Annotated in this window: 20 protein-coding genes; 12 read left to right on the forward strand and 8 right to left on the reverse strand. The window is 35.7% G+C overall.

Annotated features, from left to right (window positions below; genetic code table 11):
* The first annotated feature begins 17 nt into the window (after nt 1-17).
* The gene (locus B6A10_RS05495) at nt 18-656 is read left to right on the forward strand and encodes a peroxiredoxin (protein WP_188220031.1); all 639 of its coding nucleotides are present in this window, start codon (nt 18-20) and stop codon (nt 654-656) included.
* Nucleotides 657-760: 104 nt separating this feature from the next.
* Here the strand turns inward: B6A10_RS05495 and nudK are convergent, their stop codons facing one another.
* The 6 genes from nudK to B6A10_RS05525 form a co-directional block, all read right to left on the reverse strand.
* The gene (gene nudK / locus B6A10_RS05500) at nt 761-1,342 is read right to left on the reverse strand and encodes a GDP-mannose pyrophosphatase NudK (protein ID WP_188220032.1); all 582 of its coding nucleotides are present in this window, start codon (nt 1,340-1,342) and stop codon (nt 761-763) included.
* Between the two features lie 62 nt (nt 1,343-1,404).
* Entirely contained in the window at nt 1,405-2,676 is a 1,272-nt protein-coding gene (locus B6A10_RS05505) for an adenylosuccinate synthase (protein ID WP_055091433.1), read from the reverse strand.
* Nucleotides 2,677-2,746: 70 nt separating this feature from the next.
* Nucleotides 2,747-3,232 (reverse strand): Fur family transcriptional regulator, encoded by a 486-nt coding sequence (locus tag B6A10_RS05510; protein ID WP_026713358.1) that lies wholly within the window; start codon nt 3,230-3,232, stop codon nt 2,747-2,749.
* Between the two features lie 125 nt (nt 3,233-3,357).
* On the reverse strand, nt 3,358-5,580 hold the full coding sequence (locus tag B6A10_RS05515; RefSeq protein WP_188220033.1) for a RelA/SpoT family protein: 2,223 nt from the start codon (nt 5,578-5,580) through the stop codon (nt 3,358-3,360).
* Between the two features lie 99 nt (nt 5,581-5,679).
* The gene (locus B6A10_RS05520) at nt 5,680-6,465 is read right to left on the reverse strand and encodes a TrmH family RNA methyltransferase (RefSeq protein ID WP_188220034.1); all 786 of its coding nucleotides are present in this window, start codon (nt 6,463-6,465) and stop codon (nt 5,680-5,682) included.
* A 30-nt stretch (nt 6,466-6,495) separates the two neighbouring features.
* A complete protein-coding gene (locus B6A10_RS05525) occupies nt 6,496-7,179 on the reverse strand; it encodes a cell division ATP-binding protein FtsE (RefSeq protein ID WP_026713361.1) in 684 nt (227 codons plus the stop codon).
* A gap of 165 nt (nt 7,180-7,344) precedes the next feature.
* On the opposite strand from B6A10_RS05525, the gene B6A10_RS05530 reads away from it, so the two are divergent.
* Together B6A10_RS05530 and B6A10_RS05535 are read left to right on the forward strand one after the other, a co-directional pair.
* The gene (locus B6A10_RS05530; RefSeq protein WP_188220035.1) at nt 7,345-10,356 is read left to right on the forward strand and encodes a tetratricopeptide repeat protein; all 3,012 of its coding nucleotides are present in this window, start codon (nt 7,345-7,347) and stop codon (nt 10,354-10,356) included.
* Nucleotides 10,357-10,480: 124 nt separating this feature from the next.
* Nucleotides 10,481-12,235, forward strand: coding sequence for a TonB-dependent receptor (locus B6A10_RS05535; protein WP_188220036.1), 1,755 nt, complete (start codon nt 10,481-10,483; stop codon nt 12,233-12,235).
* A 174-nt stretch (nt 12,236-12,409) separates the two neighbouring features.
* Here B6A10_RS05535 and B6A10_RS05540 read toward each other — a convergent pair whose 3' ends face one another.
* Entirely contained in the window at nt 12,410-12,955 is a 546-nt protein-coding gene (locus B6A10_RS05540) for a DUF2911 domain-containing protein (RefSeq protein ID WP_188220037.1), read from the reverse strand.
* A 155-nt stretch (nt 12,956-13,110) separates the two neighbouring features.
* Here B6A10_RS05540 and B6A10_RS05545 point away from each other — a divergent pair, with 155 nt between their 5' ends.
* The 6 genes from B6A10_RS05545 to B6A10_RS05570 all read left to right on the forward strand — a co-directional run bounded on the left by B6A10_RS05545 (nt 13,111) and on the right by B6A10_RS05570 (nt 19,580).
* On the forward strand, nt 13,111-13,560 hold the full coding sequence (locus B6A10_RS05545) for a hypothetical protein (RefSeq protein ID WP_188220038.1): 450 nt from the start codon (nt 13,111-13,113) through the stop codon (nt 13,558-13,560).
* Between the two features lie 172 nt (nt 13,561-13,732).
* Nucleotides 13,733-13,990 carry an Asp-tRNA(Asn)/Glu-tRNA(Gln) amidotransferase subunit GatC gene (locus B6A10_RS05550; protein WP_238929366.1) on the forward strand — a complete coding sequence of 86 codons (258 nt, stop codon included), beginning with the start codon at nt 13,733-13,735 and terminating at the stop codon, nt 13,988-13,990.
* A gap of 1 nt (nt 13,991) precedes the next feature.
* Complete coding sequence (locus B6A10_RS05555; RefSeq protein WP_188220040.1) at nt 13,992-15,389, forward strand: amidase family protein; 1,398 nt, start codon at nt 13,992-13,994, stop codon at nt 15,387-15,389.
* On the forward strand, nt 15,389-18,721 hold the full coding sequence (gatB/aspS, locus tag B6A10_RS05560; protein WP_188220041.1) for a bifunctional amidotransferase subunit GatB/aspartate--tRNA ligase AspS: 3,333 nt from the start codon (nt 15,389-15,391) through the stop codon (nt 18,719-18,721). The genes B6A10_RS05555 and gatB/aspS overlap by 1 nt, the downstream gene beginning before the upstream one ends.
* Nucleotides 18,722-18,903: 182 nt before the next feature.
* Entirely contained in the window at nt 18,904-19,200 is a 297-nt protein-coding gene (locus B6A10_RS05565; protein WP_188220042.1) for a type II toxin-antitoxin system HigB family toxin, read from the forward strand.
* Between the two features lie 11 nt (nt 19,201-19,211).
* Nucleotides 19,212-19,580, forward strand: a complete 369-nt coding sequence (locus B6A10_RS05570; RefSeq protein WP_188220043.1) for a helix-turn-helix domain-containing protein — start codon at nt 19,212-19,214, stop codon at nt 19,578-19,580.
* 126 nt (nt 19,581-19,706) lie between these two features.
* On the opposite strand, the gene B6A10_RS05575 is transcribed toward B6A10_RS05570, so the two are convergent.
* A complete protein-coding gene (locus tag B6A10_RS05575) occupies nt 19,707-20,165 on the reverse strand; it encodes an RNA methyltransferase (RefSeq protein ID WP_188220104.1) in 459 nt (152 codons plus the stop codon).
* 225 nt (nt 20,166-20,390) lie between these two features.
* Here B6A10_RS05575 and gyrB point away from each other — a divergent pair, with 225 nt between their 5' ends.
* The 3 genes from gyrB to secDF all read left to right on the forward strand — a co-directional run bounded on the left by gyrB (nt 20,391) and on the right by secDF (nt 26,559).
* Nucleotides 20,391-22,331 carry a DNA topoisomerase (ATP-hydrolyzing) subunit B gene (gene gyrB, locus B6A10_RS05580; protein ID WP_055091464.1) on the forward strand — a complete coding sequence of 647 codons (1,941 nt, stop codon included), beginning with the start codon at nt 20,391-20,393 and terminating at the stop codon, nt 22,329-22,331.
* A gap of 90 nt (nt 22,332-22,421) precedes the next feature.
* Nucleotides 22,422-23,357, forward strand: a complete 936-nt coding sequence (gene mdh, locus B6A10_RS05585; protein ID WP_188220044.1) for a malate dehydrogenase — start codon at nt 22,422-22,424, stop codon at nt 23,355-23,357.
* Between the two features lie 223 nt (nt 23,358-23,580).
* Complete coding sequence (gene secDF / locus B6A10_RS05590; protein WP_188220045.1) at nt 23,581-26,559, forward strand: protein translocase subunit SecDF; 2,979 nt, start codon at nt 23,581-23,583, stop codon at nt 26,557-26,559.
* Nucleotides 26,560-26,665: the final 106 nt, after the last annotated feature.

Here is a 26,665-nt window from a genome sequence, read left to right on the forward strand (position 1 = left end):
ATATAAAATTAGAAACTATGGCAACAATACGATTAGGCGATATCGCTCCCGACTTTAAAGCAGAAACCACACAGGGAACTGTACAATTTCATGAATGGTTAGGGGATTCCTGGGGTGTTTTATTTTCACATCCTTCAGATTTTACTCCTGTTTGTACAACTGAATTAGGAACTGTGGCGAATTATTTCCCTGAATTTCAAAAAAGAAATACCAAAGTAATTGCTTTGAGTGTTGACGGATTAGAATCACACCTAAACTGGATTAAAGATATTGAGGAAACTCAAAATGTTACTTTGCAATACCCAATTATCGCAGACGAAAATAAAGAAGTAGCCAATTTGTATGATATGATTCATCCTAATGCAAATGATACTTTTACAGTTCGTTCAGTATTTATTATTGGAGCTGATAAAAAAGTGAAATTAATCCTGACGTACCCAGCTTCAACAGGACGTAATTTTGACGAATTATTACGTGTAATTGACAGTTTGCAATTAACGGCTAATTATAGTGTGGCAACGCCGGCTAACTGGAATGATGGTCAGGATGTGGTGATTTCGCCTTCCATTCCGGATGAAGATATTCCTGCAAAATTCCCAAAAGGATTTCAGCGTATTAAATATTATTTGAGAATGACGCCGCAGCCGAATAAGTAATTTTTAGGTTTTGAGAATAAAAAAGGAACTCTGTATTTTACTGAGTTCCTTTTTGCTTTGTATAGCTTTTAGTGAGATTGCTTCGCTGCGCTCGCAATGACTCATTAAAATCCTAAATTGATTTTTGCATACTGCAATAACATAATTGTTTTGGCATCTTTTAGCTCCCCACTGGCAATCATGTTGTAGGCTTCGTCAAAAGGCATTTCTAAGACTTCAATGTTTTCCTGTTCTTCTTCCAGTCCGCCACCTTCACTTACTTTCATAGAAGCGTTATATTCGCCTATAAAAAGATAAAGAATTTCAGTTATCGCTCCGGGAGACATATAAGTTTCCATAACTTTTTCCACTTTAGAAATGCGGTAACCGGTTTCTTCTTCGGTTTCTCGAATGATGCATTGTTCCGGTTCGTCCTGATCTAATAAGCCGGCACAAACTTCTACCATCATTCCGCTTGTGTTTCCGTTTAAATAAGTTGGTAAACGAAATTGACGGGTTAAGACGATGTTGCGGTTTTCTTTGTTGTACAGTAAGATAGCTGCTCCGTTTCCGCGGTCATACACCTCTCTTTTTTGGGTAATAATGCTGTTGTCGGCTTTGTGATAATCAAAAGTTACATTGTTGAGGATGTACCAGTTATCCGAAAGTAATTCTGTTTTTTGAATGTCTATTTTTGGGTTGTGCATAAAGGTGTGATAGTTTTGGATATAAAAAAACGCTCTGAATTTTCAGAGCGTTAGTTGTTGTCTTATTTTGTGATAGTTTGTTTTCTGTCCGGACCAACAGAAACAATCTTGATAGGCACTTCAAGCTCTTTTTCGATGTACTCGATATATTCTTTCAATTCAACCGGTAATTCATCATAAGTAGTCATTCCTGTTAAATCCTGTTTCCAACCTTTGAATTCTTTGTAAACCGGAGAAACATTCTCTTCTTCTACATTGTATGGGAAATGAGCAATATTTTTTCCTTTATAGTTGTATTCTGTGCAAACTTTTAAAGTATCGAAACCAGAAAGTACATCTGCTTTCATCATCATTAATTGGGTTACACCATTAACTTGTACTGCGTATTTCAAAGCAACTAAGTCTAACCATCCGCAACGTCTGGCTCTTCCGGTTACGGAACCAAATTCGTTTCCTACTTTAGCCATAGTAGCACCTACTTCGTCAAAAAGTTCTGTAGGGAATGGGCCGCTACCTACACGAGTCGTGTAAGCTTTGAAAATTCCGTAAACTTCTTTGATTTTGTTAGGAGCAATTCCTAAACCGGTACAAGCTCCGGCAGCTGTAGTGTTAGATGAAGTTACAAAAGGGTAAGTTCCAAAATCAACATCTAATAATGAACCCTGAGCTCCTTCGCATAAAATAGATTTTCCTGCTTTTTGAGCCTGATACATATATTCTTCACTGTCGATGAATTCTAATTTTTTGATTTCATCGATAGCTTCAAAAAATTCGGCTTCTAATTCAGCCAGATTGTATTGTAATTCTACACCGTAGAAAGCAATCATTGCTTCGTGTTTGTCAGCTAAAGAGCGGTATCTTTCTTTGAAATCTTCTAATTCGATGTCTCCTACACGCAATCCGTTTCTGCCTGTTTTGTCCATGTAAGTTGGACCAATACCTTTAAGAGTAGAACCAATTTTTGCTTTCCCTTTAGAAGCTTCAGAAGCAGCGTCTAATAAACGGTGAGTAGGTAAGATTAAGTGTGCTTTTCTGGAAATGATTAATTTCTTTTTGATATCCATATCAAATTTAGCCAATCCTTCGATTTCTTTTTGAAAAACTACAGGATCGATTACAACACCATTTCCAATAACATTTACCGCTGATTTATGGAAAATTCCGGAAGGAATGGTTCTAAGTACGTGTTTTATTCCGTCAAATTCTAAAGTGTGTCCGGCATTTGGACCTCCTTGAAAACGGGCGATAATATCGTAATTTGAGGTAAGAACGTCAACAATTTTTCCTTTTCCTTCATCTCCCCATTGTAATCCTAGTAATAAATCTACGGTCATTTTAATTTATTTATTAATCTTTAATTTGTTTTAGCAGACATTAATAAATCTGCGTTTTTAACTAAATGTGTTATTGATTTTCTTCTTTTTGTTCTTCTTTCTTAGATCCTTTTTTGGTGCCGTAAAAATACAAGGAATGATTGGAAATTTCTACATCAAAAATTTCTTCGATGGTTTTTTTGATGGTTTGTATTCTTGGATCACAAAATTCAATCACGTCACCGGTATCAGTCATAATAAGGTGATCGTGTTGTTTGTCAAAATAGGATTTTTCATAATGTGCCTGATTTTGTCCAAATTGATGTTTGCGAACCAAAGCACAGTCTAACAGTAACTCAATAGTGTTGTACAGCGTAGCTCTACTCACACGATAGTTTTTGTTTTTCATTTTGATATACAGATTTTCGATATCAAAATGCTCTTCGCTTTCATAGATTTCCTGAAGTATAGAGTAACGTTCAGGCGTTTTTCTATGCCCGTTTTTTTCAAGATACATTGTAAAAACATTTTTTACAATCTCCTGATTTTTGTCGTTATTTGTCGAAATAAGTGTCATATTCGGCAAAGATAAATTATTATTTTAATAGTTTTCAAGTTTAAGTGCTTATAAGAGAATAATTTTGTTCTTTTTGTTTAGAAATGCATTGGAGATTTCTGAAAGAATTAGAGAAAAACATCTGCTTAATTTTTATAAACTCTGGTTACACGGTCAATTCCGTCAATTTTTTTAATATTTTCAATTAATTTTTTCAGGATTGTAATGTTTTGTACAATCACGGTTAATTGTCCCTTGAAAAGTCCGGCTTCACCGCTCAAGGAGATACTTTGAATGTTAACATTCATGTTGTTTGAAATAACTTTGGTTAATTCATTAGTTAAACCAATAGTGTCCATTCCAGTAATATTCAAAGTAGCTTTGAATTCCTGTTGAGAAGAGTCAATCCATTTGGCCTGCATAATGCGGTAAGCGTAATTAGATTGTAAAGAAATAGCATTAGGACAATCTTTTTTGTGGACTTTAATTCCTTCGTTGATAGTTACAAAACCAAAAACCTGATCTCCTGGGATAGGATTACAGCAACTGGCCAATTTATAGTCTAATTTGTCCTGTTCTTTTCCAAAAACAAGTAAATCATAGTTGTTGTTGATTACCGGTTTATGAATGTCAGTGTCAGCGGTATTGCTGCCCGGACGCTTGATTTTGTTTTTAAAGAAATTAATTAAAGTGTTGCTTTTTTGAGCAGCAAAATCCTTTAATTGTTGGTTGTCAATGGTTCCCAGACCTACACGGTAAAATAAATCCAGACTGGTTTTTAAGTGGAAATAATTTACCAACTCATTGACCACCGTTTCGTTCATGTTGATTTTTAGGTGTTTTAATTTACGGGTTAAAACTTCTTTTCCTTCTTCGGCAATTTTCTTGGTATTTTCATTAAGAACGTTTTTGATTTTATTCTTAGCTCTCGAAGTGGTTACATAATCTAACCAGTTGGCGGTAGGTTTTTGATTAGGTGAGGTGATAATTTCTACCTGATCCCCGCTTTTTAATTCGTGATTTAATGGAACTAATTTTCCGTTAACTCTCGTTCCTCGGGTTTTGATACCAATTTCGGAGTGAATACTGAAGGCAAAATCTAGCGAAGTAGCACCTTTTGGTAACGATTTAATGTCTCCTTTTGGGGTAAACACATAGATTTCTTTAGAATACAAATTCATTTTGAAATCTTCGACAAAATCAATCGCATTAGTTTCCGAGTTTTCTAAGGCTTCTCTTAACAGATTTAGCCAAACATCTAAACCGCCTTCTTCCGAATCTCCATTTTTGTATTTGTAATGCGCCGCATATCCTTTTTCGGCAATTTCATCCATACGCTCAGAGCGAACCTGTACTTCAACCCAGCGTCCTTTTGGTCCCATTACAGTGATGTGCAGCGCTTCGTATCCTGTAGATTTAGGCGAAGAAATCCAGTCTCTTAATCGGCTAGGGCTGGGTCTGTAATGGTCGGTAACGATAGAGTAGATTTTCCAGGCAAGGAATTTCTCGTCATGAGGATCGGATTTATAAACGATTCGCAGCGCAAATTTATCGTAAACTTCATCGAAGCTTACGTTTTGAGCTTTCATTTTTCTTCGAATTGAATAAATGGATTTCGGACGTCCTTTGATAATATAGTCTAAACCTTCAGCATCCAGAGAGGCTTTTAAAACATCCGAGATGTCTTTGATGTAAGCATCCTGTTGTTCTTTGGTTTCTTTGATTTTGCTTACAATGTCTTCGTAAACGGCAGGTTCGGTGTATTTTAAACCTAAATCTTCCAGTTTGGTTTTGATGTTGTAAAGTCCCAAACGATGTGCTAAAGGCGCATAAATGTATAAGGTTTCCGAAGCAATTTTTACCTGTTTGTAATCGTCCATGGATTCCATGGTTTGCATGTTGTGTAATCTGTCGGCAATTTTTATCAGAATTACACGAACATCATCGTACAAAGTCAGCAACATTTTTCGGAAATTTTCCGCCTGCATCGACACATTCATGTCTTTTTGTACGATAGAAATTTTAGTTAAGCCCTCTACCAGTTGGGCAACTTTAGGATTGAACATACGTTCGATATCCTTAACCGTTGTAGGTGTGTCTTCAACTACATCGTGTAATAAGGCTGCGGCAATGGAAGTGGCTCCGAGTCCAATTTCGGAAGCTACAATTTTAGCAACGGCAATTGGATGGAAAATATAAGCTTCGCCTGATTTTCTTCTTTGGTCTTTATGTGCTTCAACAGCAACGTCAAATGCTTTGCGTATTAGTTTTTTGTCTTCCGTAGTTAAAGTTTGGTAACTGATACGTAGTAATTCTTTGTATTCCTGAGCAATTGCTTTGTTCTCTTTTTCGATATCTATTTCTGTCATAATTGCAGGGTTGATTTTCTAAAAATAGCGATAAGTTCGCATATATGCAATAGGTTAGTTTAGAAGGTAGATTTTAGATTTTGGAATGTAATCTGAGATCTAAAAACCTCTTTGTCTTTTGGCTTCAAAAATTAAGATGGCGGCAGCAACCGAAACGTTCATACTGTCGATTTCGCCTTGCATTGGGATAATGATGTTTTGAGTAGCGGCATCACGCCATTCCTGAGTGAGTCCGGTGGCTTCGGTACCAACAACCAAAGCGGTCGGTTCGGTGAAATTTTGAGTGTGGTAACTGGTTGAATTTTGCAAAGTAGCGCAGTAGAAATTAATGTTTTTTTCTTTTAAAAAAGCGATAATTTCAGAGGTGCTTGCTGTTGCAATTTGATTGGTGAATAGACAGCCCACACTGGAACGCACAATATTAGGGTTGTATAAATCGCTTTTTGGATTGGCAATAATTACGGCATCCAAATTGGCAGCATCGGCAGTTCTCAAAAGAGCACCGATGTTTCCTGGTTTTTCAGGAGCTTCGGCTACTAAAATTAACGGGTTTTCCGATAATTTTAAATCTGAAAGTTGTAAAGATTTGGATTGGGCTACAGCCAAAACACCTTCGGTGGTTTCGCGATAGCTTAGCTTTTGATAAACTTCTTTATTTATTTCTATAAAATCGGCATGAGGAGCTAATTTTTTAGCTTCGGTTTCGCTGCAAATTTCAGGGTAAAATAAAAGAGTCTGAATTTTGTAATGTCCTTTTATGGCTAATGAAATTTCGCGAACGCCTTCAATTAAAAAAGTGCCGGTTTGTTTTCTGTTTTTGGCTTTTTCCTGTAATAATACTAAAGATTTTATGAATGGATTTTGAATGGATGTAATTTGTTTCAAGAGATTCTAAATTTTAGTATTTACGGTATTTTAAACGGTTCTTTGAACGACTTCGAAAATTTTAGAATCTTCGCATTTTAGTGTTTTTGAAGGGAATTTCATTAATAGGGCATAGTCGTGAGTAGCCATAATGATGGTTTTTCCGTTAGCATTGATTTTTTTCAAAACATCCAAAACTTCCACGCTGGTTTGCGGATCTAAGTTTCCTGTAGGTTCGTCGGCTAAAATAAGTTCCGGGTCGTTTAATAAGGCTCTCGCAATGGCAACACGTTGTTGTTCTCCGCCGGAAATTTGGTGTGGCATTTTTTGAGCGTAATTTTTCATACCTACTTTGTCCAAAACTTCTTCAATCTTGCGATCCATTTCGTTTTTGTCAGTCCATCCGGTTGCTTTAAGTACAAAAAGCATATTGTCTTTGATGGAACGATCCGGTAAAAGTTTGAAATCCTGAAAAACTATCCCGATTTTACGTCTTAAAAACGGAATGTCGTTTTCTTTAAGGGTTTCTAAATCAAAGTCAACAATGTGTCCCTGGCCTTCTGTTAGTGGTAAATCGGCGTAAAGGGTTTTCATTAAACTACTTTTTCCGGAACCTGTTTTTCCAATGATGTAAAGGAACTCTCCGTGATTTACTTCGAGATTAACATTTGATAAAACTACTTTATCTTCCTGATAAATGGTTGCGTTTTTTAATGACAGTACAGCTTGAGACATAGTTAACATTTGTTTATGGTGTAAAAGTAATTATCAATTATGAAATAGCAATATCAATTGTTGGTTTTTTATGTCCTGTTAAAAGATTTGTTCATAATAAAAGCTGATTGTATAACGTTATAAAGCCTGTAATATGATATATTTGAAGAATAAAAAATAGAAAAAATGCGCAAATTTTCCTGGCTACTCTTTTTATTGGTTTTAGCCAAAACCAATTCGCTTTCGGCACAAGAATCATCCATATATACCAGTAAACTAAAAGAATTTGACAGAGCGGTTTCTTTGTACAAAGACAATCAGTACGCCTCGGCACAATATCTTTTTGAAAAAGTAAAAGCAACTACTCAGAACGAGGAAACCAGATCCGACTGCACCTATTATGATGCCAGTTGTGCGGTTCGTTTGGGTCATGCCAATGCGGATGTTTTGATGGAATCTTTTTTAGAAACTTACCCAACAAGTTCTAAAAGCAATCAGGCTTATACCGAAGTGGCACATTATTATTTCAATCAGGGAAATTATAAAGAAGCGCTGCGCTGGTTTGAAAAAACCGATGAAAGTCAGTTAAGTGCAAAAGATAAAGACCGTTTTAATTTTCAAAAAGGGTACAGTCTTTTTAATTCCAATGATAAAAAAGAGGCTTCGAAATATTTCAATAAGGTGCTGAACTCTGAAACTTATGGGCCTCAGGCTAAATATTATATGGGCTTTATGGCTTATGAAGGAGATAATTATCAGGAAGCTAATAAATATTTTGATCAGGTAGCCACTGATGAAAAATATGCTGAAAAGTTATCCTACTATCAGGCGGATATGAGTTTTAAATCCGGGAATTTTGAGAAAGCCATCGAGCAGGGACAAAAAGCAATGGCAAAATCAACTCCTGCTGAAAAATCAGAATTGAATAAAATTATAGGTGAAAGCTATTTTAACCTAAAAAAATACAACGAAGCGATTCCGTATTTGGTTGCCTACAAAGGCAAAAGAGGAAAATGGAATAATACCGATTATTACCAATTAGGTTACGCTTACTACAAGCAAAATGATTACGAAAATGCTATAGCACAGTTCAATAAAATCATTGGAGGGAAAGACGGCGTGGCACAAAATGCCTATTATCATTTGGGAGAAAGTTATTTGAAACTAAACCAAAAACAGCAGGCTTTGAATGCTTTTAAAAATGCTTCCGAAATGGCTTTTGATGCAGCTATTCAGGAAGATGCATATTTGAATTATGCCAAATTGAGTTATGAATTAGGAAATTCTTATCAAAGTGTGCCTTCGGTGTTGTTAGGTTTTATCAATAAATATCCAAATAATCCAAATCGTTCTGTAGTAGAAAAATTATTGATTGACTCTTATATTTCGTCTAAAAACTACAAAGAAGCTTTGACTTTGTTAGAAAAAAATAAAAGTCCTGAAAACAGACTGGCTTACCAAAAAGTGACGTTCTACAGAGGGTTGGAATTGTACACTGACAGAGATTATGATACGGCTTTGCAAATGTTTCAAAAATCGCTTGCTAATACAAGTGATGCACAGTTTACTGCCAGAGCTACTTTCTGGAAAGGAGAAACCGAGTATGTGTTGAATGATTATAATAAATCCTTGTTGAGTTTCAAACAATTTGTTGGAATGGCTGCAGCAGCATCGACTCCGGAATATAAAAACAGCAGTTATAATGTGGCTTATGCTTATTTTAAATTGAAAGAATACGATGCGGCCGGAGATGCTTTTCAAAAATTTATCGATAAGGTAAAAGATGATAAAGTTAGAATTACCGATGCTTATTTGCGTTTAGCTGATTGTCGATTTGTGACTTCGAAATACTGGCCGGCTATGGATGCTTACAATAAAGTTATCGAATTGAAAAGCGTTGATGCTGATTATGCTTATTATCAAAAAGCCTTGTGTTATGGTTTTGTTTCCAGAAACGACAGAAAAATTGAAGACCTGAACATTTTTATTCAAAACTATCCTAAATCAAGTTACCGTGATGATGCTTTGTTCGAATTAGGGAATACTTATGTGGCGACCGACAAGCAGGATTCAGCCTTGAAAACTTATGATAAATTAATAGCAGAATATAAAACTGGTGCTTTTACTTCGAGAGCTATTTTGCGTCAGGGATTGGTTTATTATAATTCCGACAGAAGTTCGGAAGCTTTGATGAAATTTAAAAAAGTAGCCGCCGAATATCCAAAAACACCGGAAGCCTTAGAAGCGGTGGCAACTGCAAGATTGATTTATGTGGATAGCGGAAAAGTAGGCGAATATGCTACCTGGGTAAAAACTTTAGATTTCGTTGCGGTTACCGATGCTGATTTGGACAACGATACTTTTGAATCGGCCATGAAACAATTTGATCAAAATAATACTACTCAGGCGATTTCAGGATTCAGAGCTTATATTTCGAGTTTTCCAAACGGAATTCACGCTTTGAAAGCTAATTTTTATTTGGCTCAGGCTTATTTTGCCGAAGGACAAAAAGACAAAGCGGTGCCTAATTACGAATATGTAGTTAATGAACCAAGAAATGAATTTACCGAACAATCCTTAACCCGATTAGGGCAAATTTTATTGAGCGGTAGTTCGAAAGAAAAGGCGATTCCGGTGTTATTGCGTTTGGAAAATGAAGCCGATTTGTATCAAAATAAGGTTTTTGCACAATCGAATTTGATGAAATGTTATTACGAGAAAAAGGATTTCTCAAATGCGGTGGTGTATGCTGATAAGGTTTTGTCAAATCCAAAAACAGATGATAATGTAAAAAGTGATGCGCAAATTATCATCGCGCGTTCGGCTATGCAAACCGGAGATGAATCTAAAGCTAAAGCGGCTTATGCCAAAGTACTTCCAATAGCCAAAGGGGAATTGGCAGCCGAAGCTTTGTATTACGATGCTTATTTTAAAAACAAAGAAGGAAAATTTGAGGCTTCGAATACTTCGGTTCAGAAATTAGCGAAGAGTTATGCTACTTATCGTTATTACGGTGCCAAAGGTTTGGTTTTGATGGCTAAAAACTTTTACGGATTGAAAGATAGTTTTCAGGCAACTTATATTTTGGATAGTGTGATTCAGAATTTTTCAGATTATCCGGATGTGGTTGCTGAGGCACAAACAGAGTTGAGTGCTATAAAAGCAGAAGAAGCTAAAACGAATTCGTCGGTTAGATAAAGTTAGAAAAAGAAAATAGAAGCTAGAAAATAGAAAAAAGAAGTAACAAAATATTGAATTGACGTTTAGTCTTTATTCTATATTCTTTTCTCTCTTTTCTTCTCAAATAAATAAAACAAGAAATATGAAATTCAATTTCCAAAATAAAATAATAACAAGTCTGTTTTTGATGGTTTTGCAATTTTCTTTTGCTCAAAAGAAAAATACAAACATTGGTTCAGAAGAAGTAAATATTGTTAAACCGTATACACCTACCGTTTCGGATGCATCCAAAATTCAGGAATCACCGGTTTTGGATGATGAAGGAAATGCGAAGAAAGAAACCATCAAGTATTCCATTTTTTCATTTCCGGTAGCTTCTACTTTTACACCTGCTAAAGGAAAAGCGGAAGATGTGGAGAAGGAGGCTAAAGAAAAGTTTTATAACAATTATGCGACTATTGCCGGAGGAAATTATGGTCATCTGAATGCCGAATTATTTGTTAATCAGGACTTGGAAAATAATGATTATGTAGGTGGAATGTTTCGTCATTTTTCTTCTCAGGGTGGTATCAATAATGTGACATTGGATAACTGGTTTTACGATACGGCTTTGGATGCTTTTTATGGTGCTAATTATGATAAAATGTCCTGGAATGTTGATTTAGGTTATCAAAATCAGGTGTACAATTGGTATGGTTTGCCAATGGATTTCGGGAGTTCGTTAAGTACAGCTGACAGAAATACTTTGATTGGGAATATTGATTCGAAACATTCGTATAACGGCATTTCTTTAGGAGGAAAAATGCAGTTTTATGAAGGTGCTTTTAAAGAGCTTTCTTTGAAATACAAACATTTTGCCGATAGTTTTGATTCGTCTGAGAATCGTTTTTATATCAAACCTTCTTTGCGATTTGATGTTTCGGACCAATTTGTGAAAACCGATATTATCGTGGATTATGTGGGCGGAAGTTTTGCTAAAAATTATGAAAATACGAATACGGAGAAGCTGAAATATGGTTTTACCAATATTGGAATCGCACCAAGTTTAAATTTACAGGAAAATGGTTGGGATGTAAATTTAGGAGTGAAATTATTTTATAGTATGGACAGAGAAGGGAGTGATAACCGATTTTTAATCTATCCAAATATTAATGTTTCTTATCCGGTTGTGGAGGATTTGATGATTTTTTATGCTGGTGCCGAAGGGAATTTGGAGCAAAACTCTTATAGTGATTTTGTAAGCGAAAATCCGTTTTTGTCTCCTGCTTTAGGTGTTTCTCCAACGGATAAACAATATGATATTTTTGCCGGGCTAAAAGGAAAATTAGCTTCCAGTGTGAGTTATAATTTACGTGGTTCTTATGTTAATGAACGCAATAAAGCCTTGTACAGAAGCAATGATTATACGGAGAATGTGGCTAATGAAGATTATGCTTTTGGAAATTCTTTTCAGGTGATTTATGACGATGTGCGTACTTTTAGATTTTCGGGAGATTTGAAAGCCGATTTTTCTCAAAATGTAAGTTTTGGAATTGGAGGGACTTTCAGCAGCTACAAGAACAGTGTGGAGCAGGAAGCCTGGAATTTACCAACAGTTGAAGTGAATTCGTCATTGGATTTTAATATTACGCCAAAATGGTATGCGGGTGCAAAGGTGTTTTATGTAGGTGAAAGAAAAGATATGCAAAGCAATACCGATTTAGTTTCCGAAGAAACTCCTGTGAAATTAGGAAGTTATTTTGATTTGAATTCGCATGTGGGTTATAAGTACAATTCGCAGTTAACCGGATTTTTGAAATTGAATAATATGACGAATAAATCCTATCAAAAATGGATGAATTATCCGGTTCAGGGATTTCAGGTTTTGGTGGGTGTGAATTATAAATTTGATTTTTAGTATTTTAGTTTTAAACGCAAAGTTTAAAAAGATTTAACCGCAAAGTTATTTAAGATAGCTTTGCGGTTATTTTTTTGCCACAGATTTATGATTTAAAAGATTATCTTTTTTGTTTTTAAGCTTAGTGAGCTTTGCGAAACCTTTGTGTTCTTTGCGGTTGAAAAAATGAAAGAATTACTCTGTAAACGGAATCGCAACTCGGGTTTTGTCCCAGCCTAAGTTTAAAATCATTCCGTTATCGGCTTTGGTGAAAACCATCGAAAAAGCTTCTAAAGCATCTTCTGCCTGGGTTACCGGAACGTTTAATCGGGCGACATCATTGGCTTCTTTATAGCTGTATGCTCCCCAAATATTAACGTCTTTGTTTATAATAACTGTCCATTCTTTTTCATTTGGAATGGTATATAAAGAATAAGTTCCCGTTTTAATTTTTGTTTTTCCAAGAGTAACATCTTTATTGAAAGTGATTTCGGTAGCTTCGTTAGCGCCGGTACGCCAAACTTTTCCGGCAGGAGCCAATTCGCTTAAAGAACGACCTTTTAATTGTGGGCGGCTATAAATCACTTTGGCTGTTTTTACAGGGATTTTGTAGTCGTTAGGGTAAGAAGCAATGTCCATTGGACTTTTATCTAAACCGGGGAATTTTTGTGCCTGAGTAGTTGTGGTCAAAAATAATAAAGCACCAAAAGCGATAGTGGAAATGAATTTTAATTTTTTCATAATACTTTTAAACGTTAGATTAATAATAGAATGTTTACGAAGTTAATTAAAAATGTGTTAGCTTTTTGGGTTCGAAATTTTAAATCCGACTGAAAAAGTGGAATATTGTGATAATGCATTAAATTTGCAGACGCTTGGCTAAAAAAAAACTTCAGATGACTTTCAAACAAAAAATACATCACTATTATTCCCGAATGGTAGAAGATCGGATTGATGCTTTTCGTGATATGATTTCGGCTTTAACTGAAGATTCTAAAAATGATGCTAAAGGTTCGGCTGGTGATAAACACGAAACGGCTTTGTCGATGATGCATCTGGAACAGGAAAAATTCAATACAAAACTGCGTGAAGTTCTCGAGCAAAAAGCAGTTTTAGACAAAATTGATGCTTCGATAAATGCAAAAACAATTGTTTTAGGAAGTTTGGTAAAAGCGAACGGGATTTTTTTATATGTTTCATTGGCTTTGCCAAAAATAAATATAGAAGGAATTAATGTGATTGCCTTGTCTCCGCAATCGCCATTGGGAAATAAATTGATGGGAAATGCAGTAGGATTTACTTTCGAAATTAACGGAACAAAGTATTTAATTGAGAGTGTGGACTGATAGGATGTGGTAAATCAATTGTTTTTCTAAGAAAGAATGTGAGAAACTTGAATTTTTCTTGCGAATTCTCACGGAAATCCTTAAGAAAAAAATAGGAATCCCTAATAAAACTTTTTAATTTAGCCGCCCTAAAAGTTTGACTTTAAAACGAATTAAAATTATGAGTAAAATAATGACAGTCGACGTCTTGTCGAGTATTAAAGGAGCGCAGCCTTCGGAGAGCGTGAACCAGTTGTTTGAGGTGATTAAAAATGCACAGCCATCAAATGAGAATTCCTTAAATAATGTCAATCATAATTGTATTTCGGTTGGAGATTTAAGAGAAGATGTGGTGGTAGAAAGTTCGGCTATTGAAAAACAAATTATTATCGAAAACTTCCCGAACAAGAAAAATGGATTTTTAGTGGTTGCTAAAGTTATAGAAGGATAAAATGGAATCTCAGATAAAAAAAATACACCAACAATTGCTGTCCAAACAAATAAGTTGTACGGCATTGGTACAGGAAAAATTAGATTTATTAAAACAAAATACATACAATTCAGTAAATTCTTTGCTTGAAAAACAGTCTTTAGAATTGGCTGCTAAAGTTGATGCCAAAATAGCAAAGGGTGAGGAAATCGGACTTTTGGAAGGAATTCCTTTTGGTATCAAAGATGTGTATATGGTTCAAGGAACTTACACTACTGCAAGTTCTGAATTACTTAAAAATTATAAATCGCCTTATACGGCAACGGCTATTCAAAAATTGCTGGATGCCGGTGCGATTCCATTGGTAAAGGAAAACTGCGATAGTTTTGGTCACGGTTCTTCCAGCGAAAATACCATTTTTGGTGCGGTAAAAAATGCAATCAATCCGGAATTAGTCGGTGGAGGATCGAGTGGAGGTTCAGCTGTGAATGTAGCCAAAGATTACACAGTGTTTTCTATTGGAGGAGATACAGGTGGGTCGATTCGTCAACCAGCCGGTTACAATCATATTTATGGTTTAAAACCAACCTACGGCAGAATTTCAAGATATGGTTTGATGGCTTATGCTTCTTCTACAGATTGCGTGGGCCCATTGGCAAAATCAATCGAAGATATCCGTATTGTATTAAATGTAATGAGCGGAAAAGATCCAAAAGATCAAACTTCGATTGTTTCTAAGGAAATTACCGAGGAAGCTATTGCTGCTTCATCCATTAAAACAGTTGGTTATTTTAAAAACTTCATCGAAAGCGAAGCAATCAATCCTCAGATAAAAGCTGATTTCTTAGCTGTTGTCGAAAAAATAAAAGCGAAAGGAATTGAGGTGAAGGAACTGGATTTCTTCAAATCGGATATTTTGGTTTCTACCTATTATACTTTGGCGATGGCCGAAACAGCATCCAATTTATCCCGATTAGACGGAACGAATTACGGAAACCGTATCGAAGGGGATAATTTGATTGATAGCTATGCGGTGACGCGTTCTGAAAATTTCTCTGAAGAAACCAAACGCAGAATCGTGGGAGGAAACCAAGTGTTGTCTCAAGGTTTTTCAGATGAAATTTATTTGAAAGGATTGGCTTTGAGAGATCAGATTTCTGAAAATTTTAGTGAGGATTTTAAAGAAGTTGATGTGGTTTTATCACCGGTTACACCAAGTACACCGCCTAAAATTGGTGATAGTTTAAAAGATCCTTTGGCAATGTATTTATCAGATGCTTATACCGTAGGATTTAGTTTGGGGCAATTACCAACCTTAACTGTGCCGCAAGGAACGGAGACAGGATTGCAAATTACTGCAGCAAAAAATAATGACGAATTAGTGATGCAATTTGCTAACTTCTTAAAAGATATTTTATAATGGAATTAGAACAATTAACCGCGGCATTAAAAGCCCACGATTTAGAATTGGTAATCGGACTGGAAACACACGTTCGATTAAATACCAAAACCAAGTTGTTTTGTTCTTGTCCAAATCAAGAAATTGAAACACCTAACCAAAATATATGTTCGGTTTGTACCGGACAAATGGGCGTTTTGCCTGCTGTGAACAAAGAAGCGGTTTTGAAAGCGATCTATTTTGGGAAAGCAGTAGATTCTTCCTTTAGTAACGAAGTGATTTCCTGGGATAGAAAACATTATGAATACCCGGATAACCCGAAAAATATTCAGATTACCCAATTTCATAATCCAATCATTCCTGACGGACATGTTTCTTGTTATAGAAATGACGGAACGCAATTCACTGTGAATTTAACTCAGGTTCATATTGAGGAGGATGCAGCTAAATTGATGCACGAAAAGAAAATTTCTTTGGTGGATTTCAATAAAGCAGGAGTGCCTTTGATTGAAATTGTAACAGAACCATGTATTCGAAACATTGAAGATGCTTCAACTTATGCGCAATACATTCAAAGAATCGTTCAAAATTTAGGAATTTCTGAAGCGAATTTGGAAAAAGGTGAATTCAAATCGGATGTTTCGGTTTCTTTACGTAAAAAGCATTCTTATGATTTGAATCCAAGAACAGAAATCAAAAACTTGAACTCGTTTAAGTTTATGGTGGAAGCTTTGAAAGAAGAGGTGGAGAAGCAATTCAATTATTTTATTGAGCATAAAGAATTTCGTCCGGATCAAACGACTGTGTTGTGGGATGCCGATTTGAAGCAAACCAAAACCATGCGTAAAAAGGAATTTGAAGCCGATTATCGTTTTATTTCGGAACCGGATTTACCTTTTGTAAATATCAAAAAAGAGGTTGAATCGATAAAAGTAGATACTGCTGCTCTACCATTTGCGGTGGAGTCTATTTTGATTGGTGGAGGTGTTTTACCGCAGGACGCGAAGTTTTTTACGGCTGATGCTATTCGTTCGAAAACATTTGTAACGATTAATCACGAAATCAACGATCCTTCATTTGTGGCCAAAACCTTGTCCAATAATATCAAGGCTGAGGATTACGATAAAATTCAAAATGTTCAGGATATTATCGAAATTTTCAAATTGTTCAAAGCAGAGAAAATTACTGCGGTTTTGGTGCAAAATGCCTTAGCGAGTTATTTGAAAGATGCCGCATTTGATTATAAAAAATATTTCGAAGAAAATACTATTTCTGAAGAAAAAATCCAGGAAGTTATTGCTAAAGTAATTGCTGAAAATGAGGTTGTAGCGGCAGCTATTGCTGCAGGAGATCAAGGAAAAGCAGGGATTTTAGTTGGTAAAGTGCTTGGAGTTCTTGGAAAAGGAGCGAATGGAAAAGTAATCCGTCAGATTATTTTGGATAGCTTAAGTTCCGGAGCAATTGTTGAGCAAAAAACAACTCAGGAAAAAGCGACTAAAGAAGTTTCTGCCGAGCAAAAAGAAGTTCAGGAAGAAGCCTTACCGGAAATTCCAATTATCGTAAAAGAAACCTACAGAACGCATAAAATCTCGCAATTATCTGAGGGAAATATTAATCAGGAAGTGCAGTTGTCTGGTTGGGTTGCGAGTGTTCGTGACCACGGAGAATTGATGTTTATTGACTTGCGTGATTCAAGTTATGAAGTATTTCAAGTTAATATCAGTAGAGAAACATTTCCTAATATCGATGAGTTGGTGAAGTTAAAGCCGGAATCGGTAATTTCTGTTAAAGGAAAAGTGGTTGGACGTAATGAAGATGATTTTAATGCAGGATTGCGTACAGGTAAAATCGAATTGGAAACTTCGGAGTTGGAGATTTTGAATTTGTCGAAAACATTGCCTTTTGAAATCAAAAGAGCGGCAAAAACCAACGAAGCAACCCGTTTTCAATATAAATTCTTAGATCACAGAAATGATGAGGTGCGTCGTGCGATTGTAAATCGTCATAAGGTGATTAAGTTGATTCGTGATATTCTGGACGAAGAAGAATTTTTAGAAATAGAAACGCCTATTTTAAGTGCCGGAACCGATGAGGGAGCACGTGAATTTATCGTGCCTACCCGTAAACAGGCTGGTTCTTTTTATACTTTACCACAGGCGCCACAACAGTTTAAACAAATGTTGATGGTGAGTGGTTATGAGAAATATTTCCAGGTAGCGCGTTGTTTTAGAGATGAGGATTCTCGTGGGGATCGTCAGCCGGAGTTCACGCAATTAGACATGGAAATGGCTTATGCCAGCATGCAGCAAATTATCGATTTGAATACCAAGTTGTTCAATGAAGTAGTTAAAAAAGTATATGGAAACAAATGGATTTTACGTCCGTTTGAAGTCTTGACGTACAAAGAAGCGATGGATTATTACGGTTGCGACCGTCCGGATTTGCGTTTTGGATTGAAAATGCAGGATATTACCGAAATTGTAAAAGAAACTACTTTCCAAGTTTTCTCTAAGCCAATTGAAGAAGGTGGAATTGTAAAATGTATCAAAGTTTCGGCTCAGGAGCAAGGTAATAAACGTATGTCGAAAGGGCAAATTGAAGCTTTGACGGCAATTGCGCAACAACATGGTTTAGGCGGATTGGCGTATATCATTGTGAATGAGGACGAATTGCAATCGCCAATAATTAAATTTTTAGGTGAAGAAATCGCAGCAGGAATAATTAAAGCAACTGATGCGCAAGTGGGTGATATTGTGTTCTTCTCGGCCGCTGATTATGCGACAGCCAACAAGGCTTTGGATGCCGTGCGTCAGGAAATGGGAAGAATGTTGCATTTGATTAATCCGAAGGAATTACGTCCGGCTTGGGTAGTTGATTTTCCAATGTTTGAAAAAACCGATGAAGGAAGATGGACATTTACACACAATCCATTCTCAATGCCGGCTGTTTATGATTTGCAAAAGCATATGGATGGTAAAGAAGAAGAAATCGGAACTATCATTGCTCAACAATACGACATCATTTTGAATGGTTACGAAATAGGAGGAGGTTCTGTTCGTGCACATAAATCGGAAATTCTGGAAGCAACTTATAGAAATATGGGTTACAACAAAGAAGAAATGATTAAAAGTGTGGGGACGATGTACAAGGCTTTCCAATACGGAGCGCCACCACACGGAGGAATTGCCTGGGGAATTGACCGTTTGATGATGATTTTGGAGAAAAAAACCTCTATTCGTGAAGTGATGGCTTTCCCTAAAACCGGAACCAGTGAAGATTTATTGTTTGGTGCACCTTCTGCTCTTTCGGATAAAAAAGTAGAAGAGATGAATGTGAGGATTATTAATAGATAATTTCAATATCAAAACTCAATTGCAATAACAATTGCAATCGCAAAAAAAACAAAATTTCCAAAACAGCATTTTTAAAATGATTGTTTTGGAAATTTTTGTTTAGGTTGTTTGTGAAAGTTTATCAGGTTGAAAGTTCTTGTATCAAGAACTTTTATTATCTTTGCTATGATATTTGAAACAATATGAAAAGAATTATTGCTAAAAAGACTTTGAAGGATTTTTGGGAAAAACATGCTGATGTAGAGCAGTATTTGAAAACTTGGTATGAAACAGCAAAAAATTCTGATTGGAATTCGCCAAATGATATCAAACAAACCTTTATTAATGCAAGTGTATTGAAAGATAGTAGGATTGTTTTTAATATTAAGGGAAATTCTTATCGGCTGATTGTGAAATTCAATTATGAAAGACAATGGGCATTCATTCGATTTATTGGTACCCATGCTGAATATGATAAAATTAATGCTGACACAATATAAAATTTAGAATTATGAAAATCGCACCTATTAAAAATGAAACTGATTACGAGAAAGCGCTTGAGCGACTTGAAATGATATTTGATGCGGCTCCTAATTCTATTGAGGGTGATGAAGCCGAAATTCTCTCTATGTTGATTGATAATTATGAAAATCAATATTTTCCTATTGAAGCGCCAGATCCCATTGAAGCAATTAAAATTAGAATGAAAGAAATGAATATCAAGCAGAAAGATTTGGTTGGAATTATTGGTGGAAAAAGCAGTGTTTCTGAAATTTTAAATAAGAAAAAAAGGCTAACAGTGGATATGATTAGAGAATTGGAAAGAGTTTTGAATATTTCTGCATCTGTATTGGTTGGTAGTTACCAATTGAGTAAGTAAGAAATTCAATTTCAATATCAAAAATCAAGAGCAATAGCAATAACAAATTCAAAATTTCCAAAGCAGCATTTTTAATGTTTGTTTTGGAAATTTGTGTTTTTATAAGTTTTTTAGATTTGATATTGCCTAAGATCTCGGTTTATTACGACTTCTGTCATAAAGCACAATACTTCCTGCAACCGATACATTTAGGCTCTTTTCGGATTTGAATTTTACTAAAAAATGGCATTTTTCAATGGCTTTTTTGGAAAGTCCGTTGTCTTCGGCGCCTAAAAGATACACGCAACGTCTTGGGTGTTCAAAAGTTTCTAAATCTTCGGCTTTGTCGTCTAATTCAACGCCCACTAATCGCGCTCCTTTTGGTAAATTATTAAAAAAATCTTCAAAAGTTTCATAATGAAAATAAGGCATTGACTTCACCGCATTGTGGGTGTCACAGGCTTGTTTGGCGTATCGGTTACCGATGGTGAAAATATAACTGGCTCCCATATTTTGGGCAGTTCTCCATAAAACGCCTAGGTTTTCTGGCGTTTTTCCGTTTTGAATTCCTATTCCGAAAAATTCGTTTGTAAAATTATCATTCATAGGGACAAAAGTACAAACAGTTGGTAGTACTGGCAAGTAGTATTTGCTTTTGAATTTTGTAATTGCAATTGCATTTTGATATTGCTATTGAAATTGATTTTTGCAGCCGAAATTCACAAATTTTGTTGATAACTTAAAGTGGTATAAGGGTAATTTTAACGCTATATAATTTGTGTTTTTATATATTTGCGTGTTAGACAAAAAATATATTTAGAATAAAAACATATGAGCGAAGAAATCAAGAACAATTATTCAGCAGATAGTATTCAGGCATTAGAAGGAATGGAGCACGTAAGAATGCGTCCATCGATGTATATTGGTGATGTTGGGGTTCGCGGACTTCATCATTTGGTTTATGAGGTAGTGGATAACTCCATCGATGAGGCGATGGGAGGTCACTGTGATACAATTAGTGTTTCTATCAATGAAGATGGTTCGATTACTGTAGAAGATAACGGGCGTGGTATCCCGGTAGGAATTCATAAAAAAGAAGGCGTTTCGGCACTTGAGGTTGTAATGACTAAAATTGGTGCGGGAGGTAAATTTGATAAGGATTCTTATAAAGTTTCCGGAGGTTTGCACGGGGTTGGAGTTTCCTGTGTGAATGCCTTGTCAACGCATTTAACAGCTACCGTTCATAGTAGTGATGGTAAGATTTACCAACAGGAATATGAAAGAGGTAAGGCTTTGTATCCGGTAAAACAAATTGGAGATACTTCTAAGAGAGGTACAATTGTTACTTTTTATCCTGATCCGGTAATTTTTACGCAAACAACGGAGTATTCTTATGATACTTTGTCAGCTCGTATGCGTGAGTTGGCTTTCCTGAACAAAGGGATTACTATTCATTTCTGTGATAAAAGACAAAAAGATGAAAACGGTGAGCCTGTAGGTGAAGTATTCCATTCGCAAGAAGGTTTGAAGGAGTATATTCGTTATTTAGATGGAAACCGTGAGCCAATTATTGGTCATGTGATTTCGATGGATAACCCAAATGCTGAAATTCCGGTTGAGGTTGCTTTGATTTACAATACCAGTTATTCAGAGAATATTTTTTCTTATGTAAATAATATCAATACCCACGAGGGAGGAACACATTTGCAAGGTTTCAGAATGGGGTTGACTCGTTCGCTTAAGAAATATGCCGATGCTTCCGGAATGTTGGAAAAATTAAAATTTGATATTTCAGGAGATGATTTCCGTGAAGGTTTAACTGCGATTATTTCGGTAAAAGTGGCTGAGCCTCAATTTGAAGGGCAAACCAAAACCAAATTGGGTAACCGTGAAGTGGTTTCTCCTGTGAGTCAGGCGGTAAGTGAAATGGTTGAAAATTATTTGGAAGAAAATCCAAATGATGCTAAAATCATTGTACAAAAAGTAATCCTTGCAGCTCAGGCACGTCATGCGGCTAAAAAAGCACGTGAAATGGTGCAACGTAAAACCGTTATGGGTGGCGGTGGATTACCGGGTAAATTATCGGATTGTTCAGAGCAGGATCCTGCAAAATGTGAGGTGTATCTTGTCGAGGGGGATTCGGCGGGTGGAACGGCTAAACAAGGTCGTGACCGTAATTTTCAGGCGATTTTACCATTGCGTGGTAAGATTTTGAATGTGGAAAAAGCGATGCACCACAAAGTTTTTGAAAATGAAGAAATTCGAAATATTTTCACGGCTTTAGGAGTAACGGTTGGAACTGAGGATGATAGTAAAGCTTTGAATATTTCCAAATTACGTTATCATAAAGTAATCATAATGTGTGATGCTGATGTCGATGGTAGTCATATTTCTACTTTGATCTTGACTTTCTTCTTCCGTTTTATGAAAGAATTAATTGAAGAAGGACACGTTTATATTGCTGCTCCACCTTTATACTTAGTTAAGAAAGGAAATAAAAAGGAGTATGCATGGAACGATGTGCAACGTGATCAGGCGAATGAAAGAATGGGTGGAAGCGCCAATATTCAGCGTTATAAAGGTCTTGGAGAGATGAATGCGGAGCAATTGTGGGAAACAACCATGGATCCTAATTTCAGAACGTTACGTCAGGTAACTATTGAGAGTTTGGCAGAGGCTGATCGTGTGTTTTCTATGTTAATGGGGGATGAAGTACCACCTCGTAGAGAATTTATCGAGAAAAATGCGGTTTATGCTAATATTGATGCATAAAAAGTAACTTTTTTGGTGGTTATTTTGGTTAATAAATTGTAGATTAGCGTTAATCAATCATTTTTTATTTAACCGAATAAACATTAAAATATGAAAGTTACTATTGTAGGAGCAGGGAATGTAGGAGCCACCTGTGCAGACGTTATTTCTTATAGAGGAATTGCCAGCGAAGTAGTTTTGTTAGATATCAAAGAGGGTTTTGCCGAGGGCAAAGCTTTGGATATTATGCAATGTGCTACCGATACCGGTTTTAATACCCGCGTAATAGGAGTTACCAATGATTATTCAAAAACAGCCAATAGTGATGTGGTGGTGGTGACTTCCGGAATTCCCAGAAAACCAGGAATGACTCGTGAGGAATTGATAGGAATTAATGCCGGAATAGTAAAATCAGTTGTTGAAAATATTTTAAAATATTCTCCAAATACGATTATTGTGATGGTTTCAAATCCAATGGATACAATGACGTATCTGGCTTTGAAATCCACAGGGTTGCCAAAAAACAGAATTATAGGAATGGGTGGTATTTTAGATAGTTCCCGTTTTAGAACCTATTTGTCACTGGCTTTGGATAAACCGGCTAATGATGTTTCGGGGATGGTTATTGGTGGTCATGGTGATACTACGATGATTCCTTTAACACGTTTGGCTTCTTATAATGGAATTCCGGTTTCGCAGTTTCTTTCAGAAGAAGTTTTGCAAAAAGTTGCTGCCGATACGATGGTGGGAGGTGCAACACTTACGGGGCTTTTGGGTACATCAGCCTGGTATGCGCCGGGAGCTTCAGTGGCTTTTTTGGTTGATAGTATTTTAAATGATCAAAAAAGAATGATAGCCTGTTCGGTATATGTCGAAGGTGAATATGGTCAGAATGATATTTGTATAGGAGTTCCTTGTATCATTGGGAAAAATGGAGTCGAGGAGATAATTGATATCAAGCTGGATGATAAAGAAAAAGTCTTGTTTGCTAAAAGTGCCGATGCGGTTAGAGCAATGAATGAGGCTTTGAAAAGTATTTTAGCTTAACTTTTTTCACATATAAAAGTGAAGACTGCAATTTTGCAGTCTTTTTTTTGAGATTAGTTAATAAATAAATTGGTTAATCTTAGCCAGAATTATATATTTGCTCGGTTTAAAAAAAGATTTGCCATTATCTGCTTTTTTGTTTAAAAAACGAAGGAGGTTAAAGTGTTGGTAATTAGGGTTTAATAAAAAAAAATAAATTTAAAATAATTAATTTTTAGTAATAATGCAGAATAAAGGACTTATTAAATTTTTTGCAATTCTATTTGCATTGGTAAGTATATACCAACTTTCATTCACTTTTGTCGCAAATAATGTAAAAAATGATGCGAAAATTTTTGCCAATGGTGATTCTAAAAAAGAGCTAAAATATTTAGACTCTATTGGTAAAGAAAAAGTATTTAGTCTAGGCTTTACCGATTTTACTTTTAACGAAGTAAGTGACAAGCAAATTAATAAAGGACTTGACTTAGAAGGAGGAATCAACGTGATTCTTCAAATTTCAGTTAAGGATATCCTGAAAGGTTTGGCTAATAATTCTAAAAACCCGGTTTTCAACAAATCGTTGGCTGATGCAACAGCAGATTTGCAAGGAAACAAACCTTATTTAGAAAAGTTTTTTGATGCTTTTGAAGCTAATTCAAAAGGAACTGTAAAATTAGCATCTCCTGAAATTTTTGCAAACAGAAATTTGCAGGGTGAAGGTGGTGTTGATTTTCAAATGACAGATGATCAGGTTAAAAAAGTAATCAGAAAAAAAGTTGACGAGTCTGTAGAAAGTGCTTTTGGAGTACTTAGAAAGCGTATTGATAAATTTGGTGTAACACAACCAAACATCCAAAAATTAGGAGAATCAGGAAGAATCTTAGTTGAACTTCCGGGTGCTAAAGACGTGGATCGTATTAAAAAATTATTACAAAGTACAGCTCAGTTAGAGTTTTGGGAAACTTTTAAAATTGATGAAGTAGGTAACTTCTTAATGGCTGCTAACGAAGCTTTGAAAAAAACAGAGGTTGCTAAAACTGAAGTAGCTAAACCGGTTGCTAAGGATTCCTTAAGTGCTTTATTGACTGATACTACAAAAGATTCTGCTGCCACTAAAAAAGGAAATAATCCTTTGTTGGATAAAATGATAGGTCAGGGCGGAGGACCAGTTTTGGCTCTTTTTGCTCCAAAAGATACTGCTGTTATCAACGGTTATTTTAAAAGAAATGAAATCAAAAGCTTATTACCGGCTGAGTTGCGTTATGCAAAATTTGTTTGGGGTGTAGTTGAGAAAAATACGGATAACAAAGGAAAAGAAATTGAGACAGTTGCTTTGTATGCTTTAAAAGGAAACAGAGACAACATTGCTTCTATGAGCGGAAATGTGGTTACAGGAGCTAATGCAACTTTTGATCAGTTAGGAAAACCATCGGTTTCTATCGAAATGAACGGTCAGGGAGCTAAAACCTGGGAAGAATTAACAGGAAGAGCTTATACTCAAAAATCAAATATTGCTATTGTTTTAGATAATGTGGTTTATTCAGCTCCTGGAGTTTCCAGCGGACCAATTGCTGGAGGAAGATCAGAGATTTCAGGTTCGTTTACTATTGACGAATCAACTGACTTAGCTAACGTTTTAAGAGCGGGTAAATTACCTGCAGCAGCTGATATCGTTCAGTCAGAAGTAGTAGGGCCATCGTTAGGACAGGAAGCTATCGATAACGGAACAACTTCTGCAATCGTAGGTTTATTATTAGTGTCTTTATGGATGTTAGTATATTATGGAAAAGCAGGTTGGTATGCTAACCTTGCATTGGCAGTAAACTTATTATTCTTATTCGGAATTTTAGCAAGTTTAGGTGCTGTATTAACCTTGCCAGGTATTGCCGGTATCGTTTTAACAATGGGTACTGCGGTAGATGCGAATATCATTATTTACGAAAGAGCGAAAGAAGAATTACGTGAAGGTAAATCATTGGATGAAGCGGTAAAAATTTCTTATAGCTGGACCGGAGCAATGCGTTCGATTGTGGATGCTAACGTAACACACATTTTAATTGGAGCAGTATTGTTTATTTTTGGTTCAGGACCAATTAAAGGTTTCGCAACTACTTTATTAATTGGTATTGTAACCTCTTTGTTTACTTCGATCTTTATCGCCAGAATTTTTATCGATAAAAATATTGCTAAGAAAGCCGATTTATCGTTTGTAACTAATTTTTCTAAAAACTTCTTTACAAACTTCCATTTTGATTTCTTGAAAGTAAAGAAAATCACTTATATCTTCTCTACAGTGGTCTTGATTGTTAGTATTTTTTCTCTTGCTACTAATGGATTAGATCAGGGAGTTGATTTTGTAGGAGGTAGAACTTTCCAAATTCGTTTTGATAAAGCGGTTAGTACAGAAGAAGTAAAAGCAGAATTAGCAAAAGTATTAGACGGAAGTGCGGAGGTGAAAATCTTTGGTAGTGATAACCAATTGAAAATTACCACTAAATATAAAGTAGAAGAGCACGGAACAAAAGCGGATGAAGAAGTAAACAAAATCATGTTTGAAACTTTGAAGCACCACTATCCTTCGGATATGACTTATGAGAAGTTTGTAAACGCTTATGATGGTAAGCAATTAGGTATTGTTCAGGCTTCTAAAGTTGGACCAACAGTAGCTGAGGATATTAAAACGAATGCTTACTGGGCTGTATTAGGAGCAATGGTAATTGTATTCTTGTATTTATTGATTAGTTTCAGAAAATGGCAGTATGGTTTAGGAGCTATCGCAGCGGTAGCGCATGACGTTGTTTTCGTATTAGGAATTTATTCATTATGTTATAAATTCATGCCTTTCGGTATGGAAATTGACCAACACTTTATCGCGGCAATACTTACGGTTATTGGGTATTCTATGAATGATACGGTAATTGTATTCGACAGGGTTCGTGAATATTTAGATGGAAAAACGAAAGGGAATTTTTCTGAAATTGTAAACAAATCGATTAACTCGACGATGTCAAGAACAATTAATACTTCTTTGACTATGATTTTAGTATTGTTAATCATGTTTGTTTTTGGAGGAGAATCTATCAGAGGATTTATTTTCGCCATGTTAGTAGGTATTGTAGTAGGAACTTATTCTTCTTTATTTGTGGCTACTCCGGTATTGGTAGATTGTATTTCAATGGATGAAAAGAAACAAATTGAAGAACAACATCAGGCAGCATAATTTATTTTGCAAATAGTAATAGACCCGGTTTTTTTGCCGGGTCTTTTTTTTTGGTACAAATTCAATGAATAAGTTTTTGGGGATTATATTTTCTTAAAATTTTATT

The sequence above is a fragment of the Flavobacterium pokkalii genome (genome assembly GCF_014596575.1).
GTDB classification, from domain to species: domain Bacteria; phylum Bacteroidota; class Bacteroidia; order Flavobacteriales; family Flavobacteriaceae; genus Flavobacterium; species Flavobacterium pokkalii.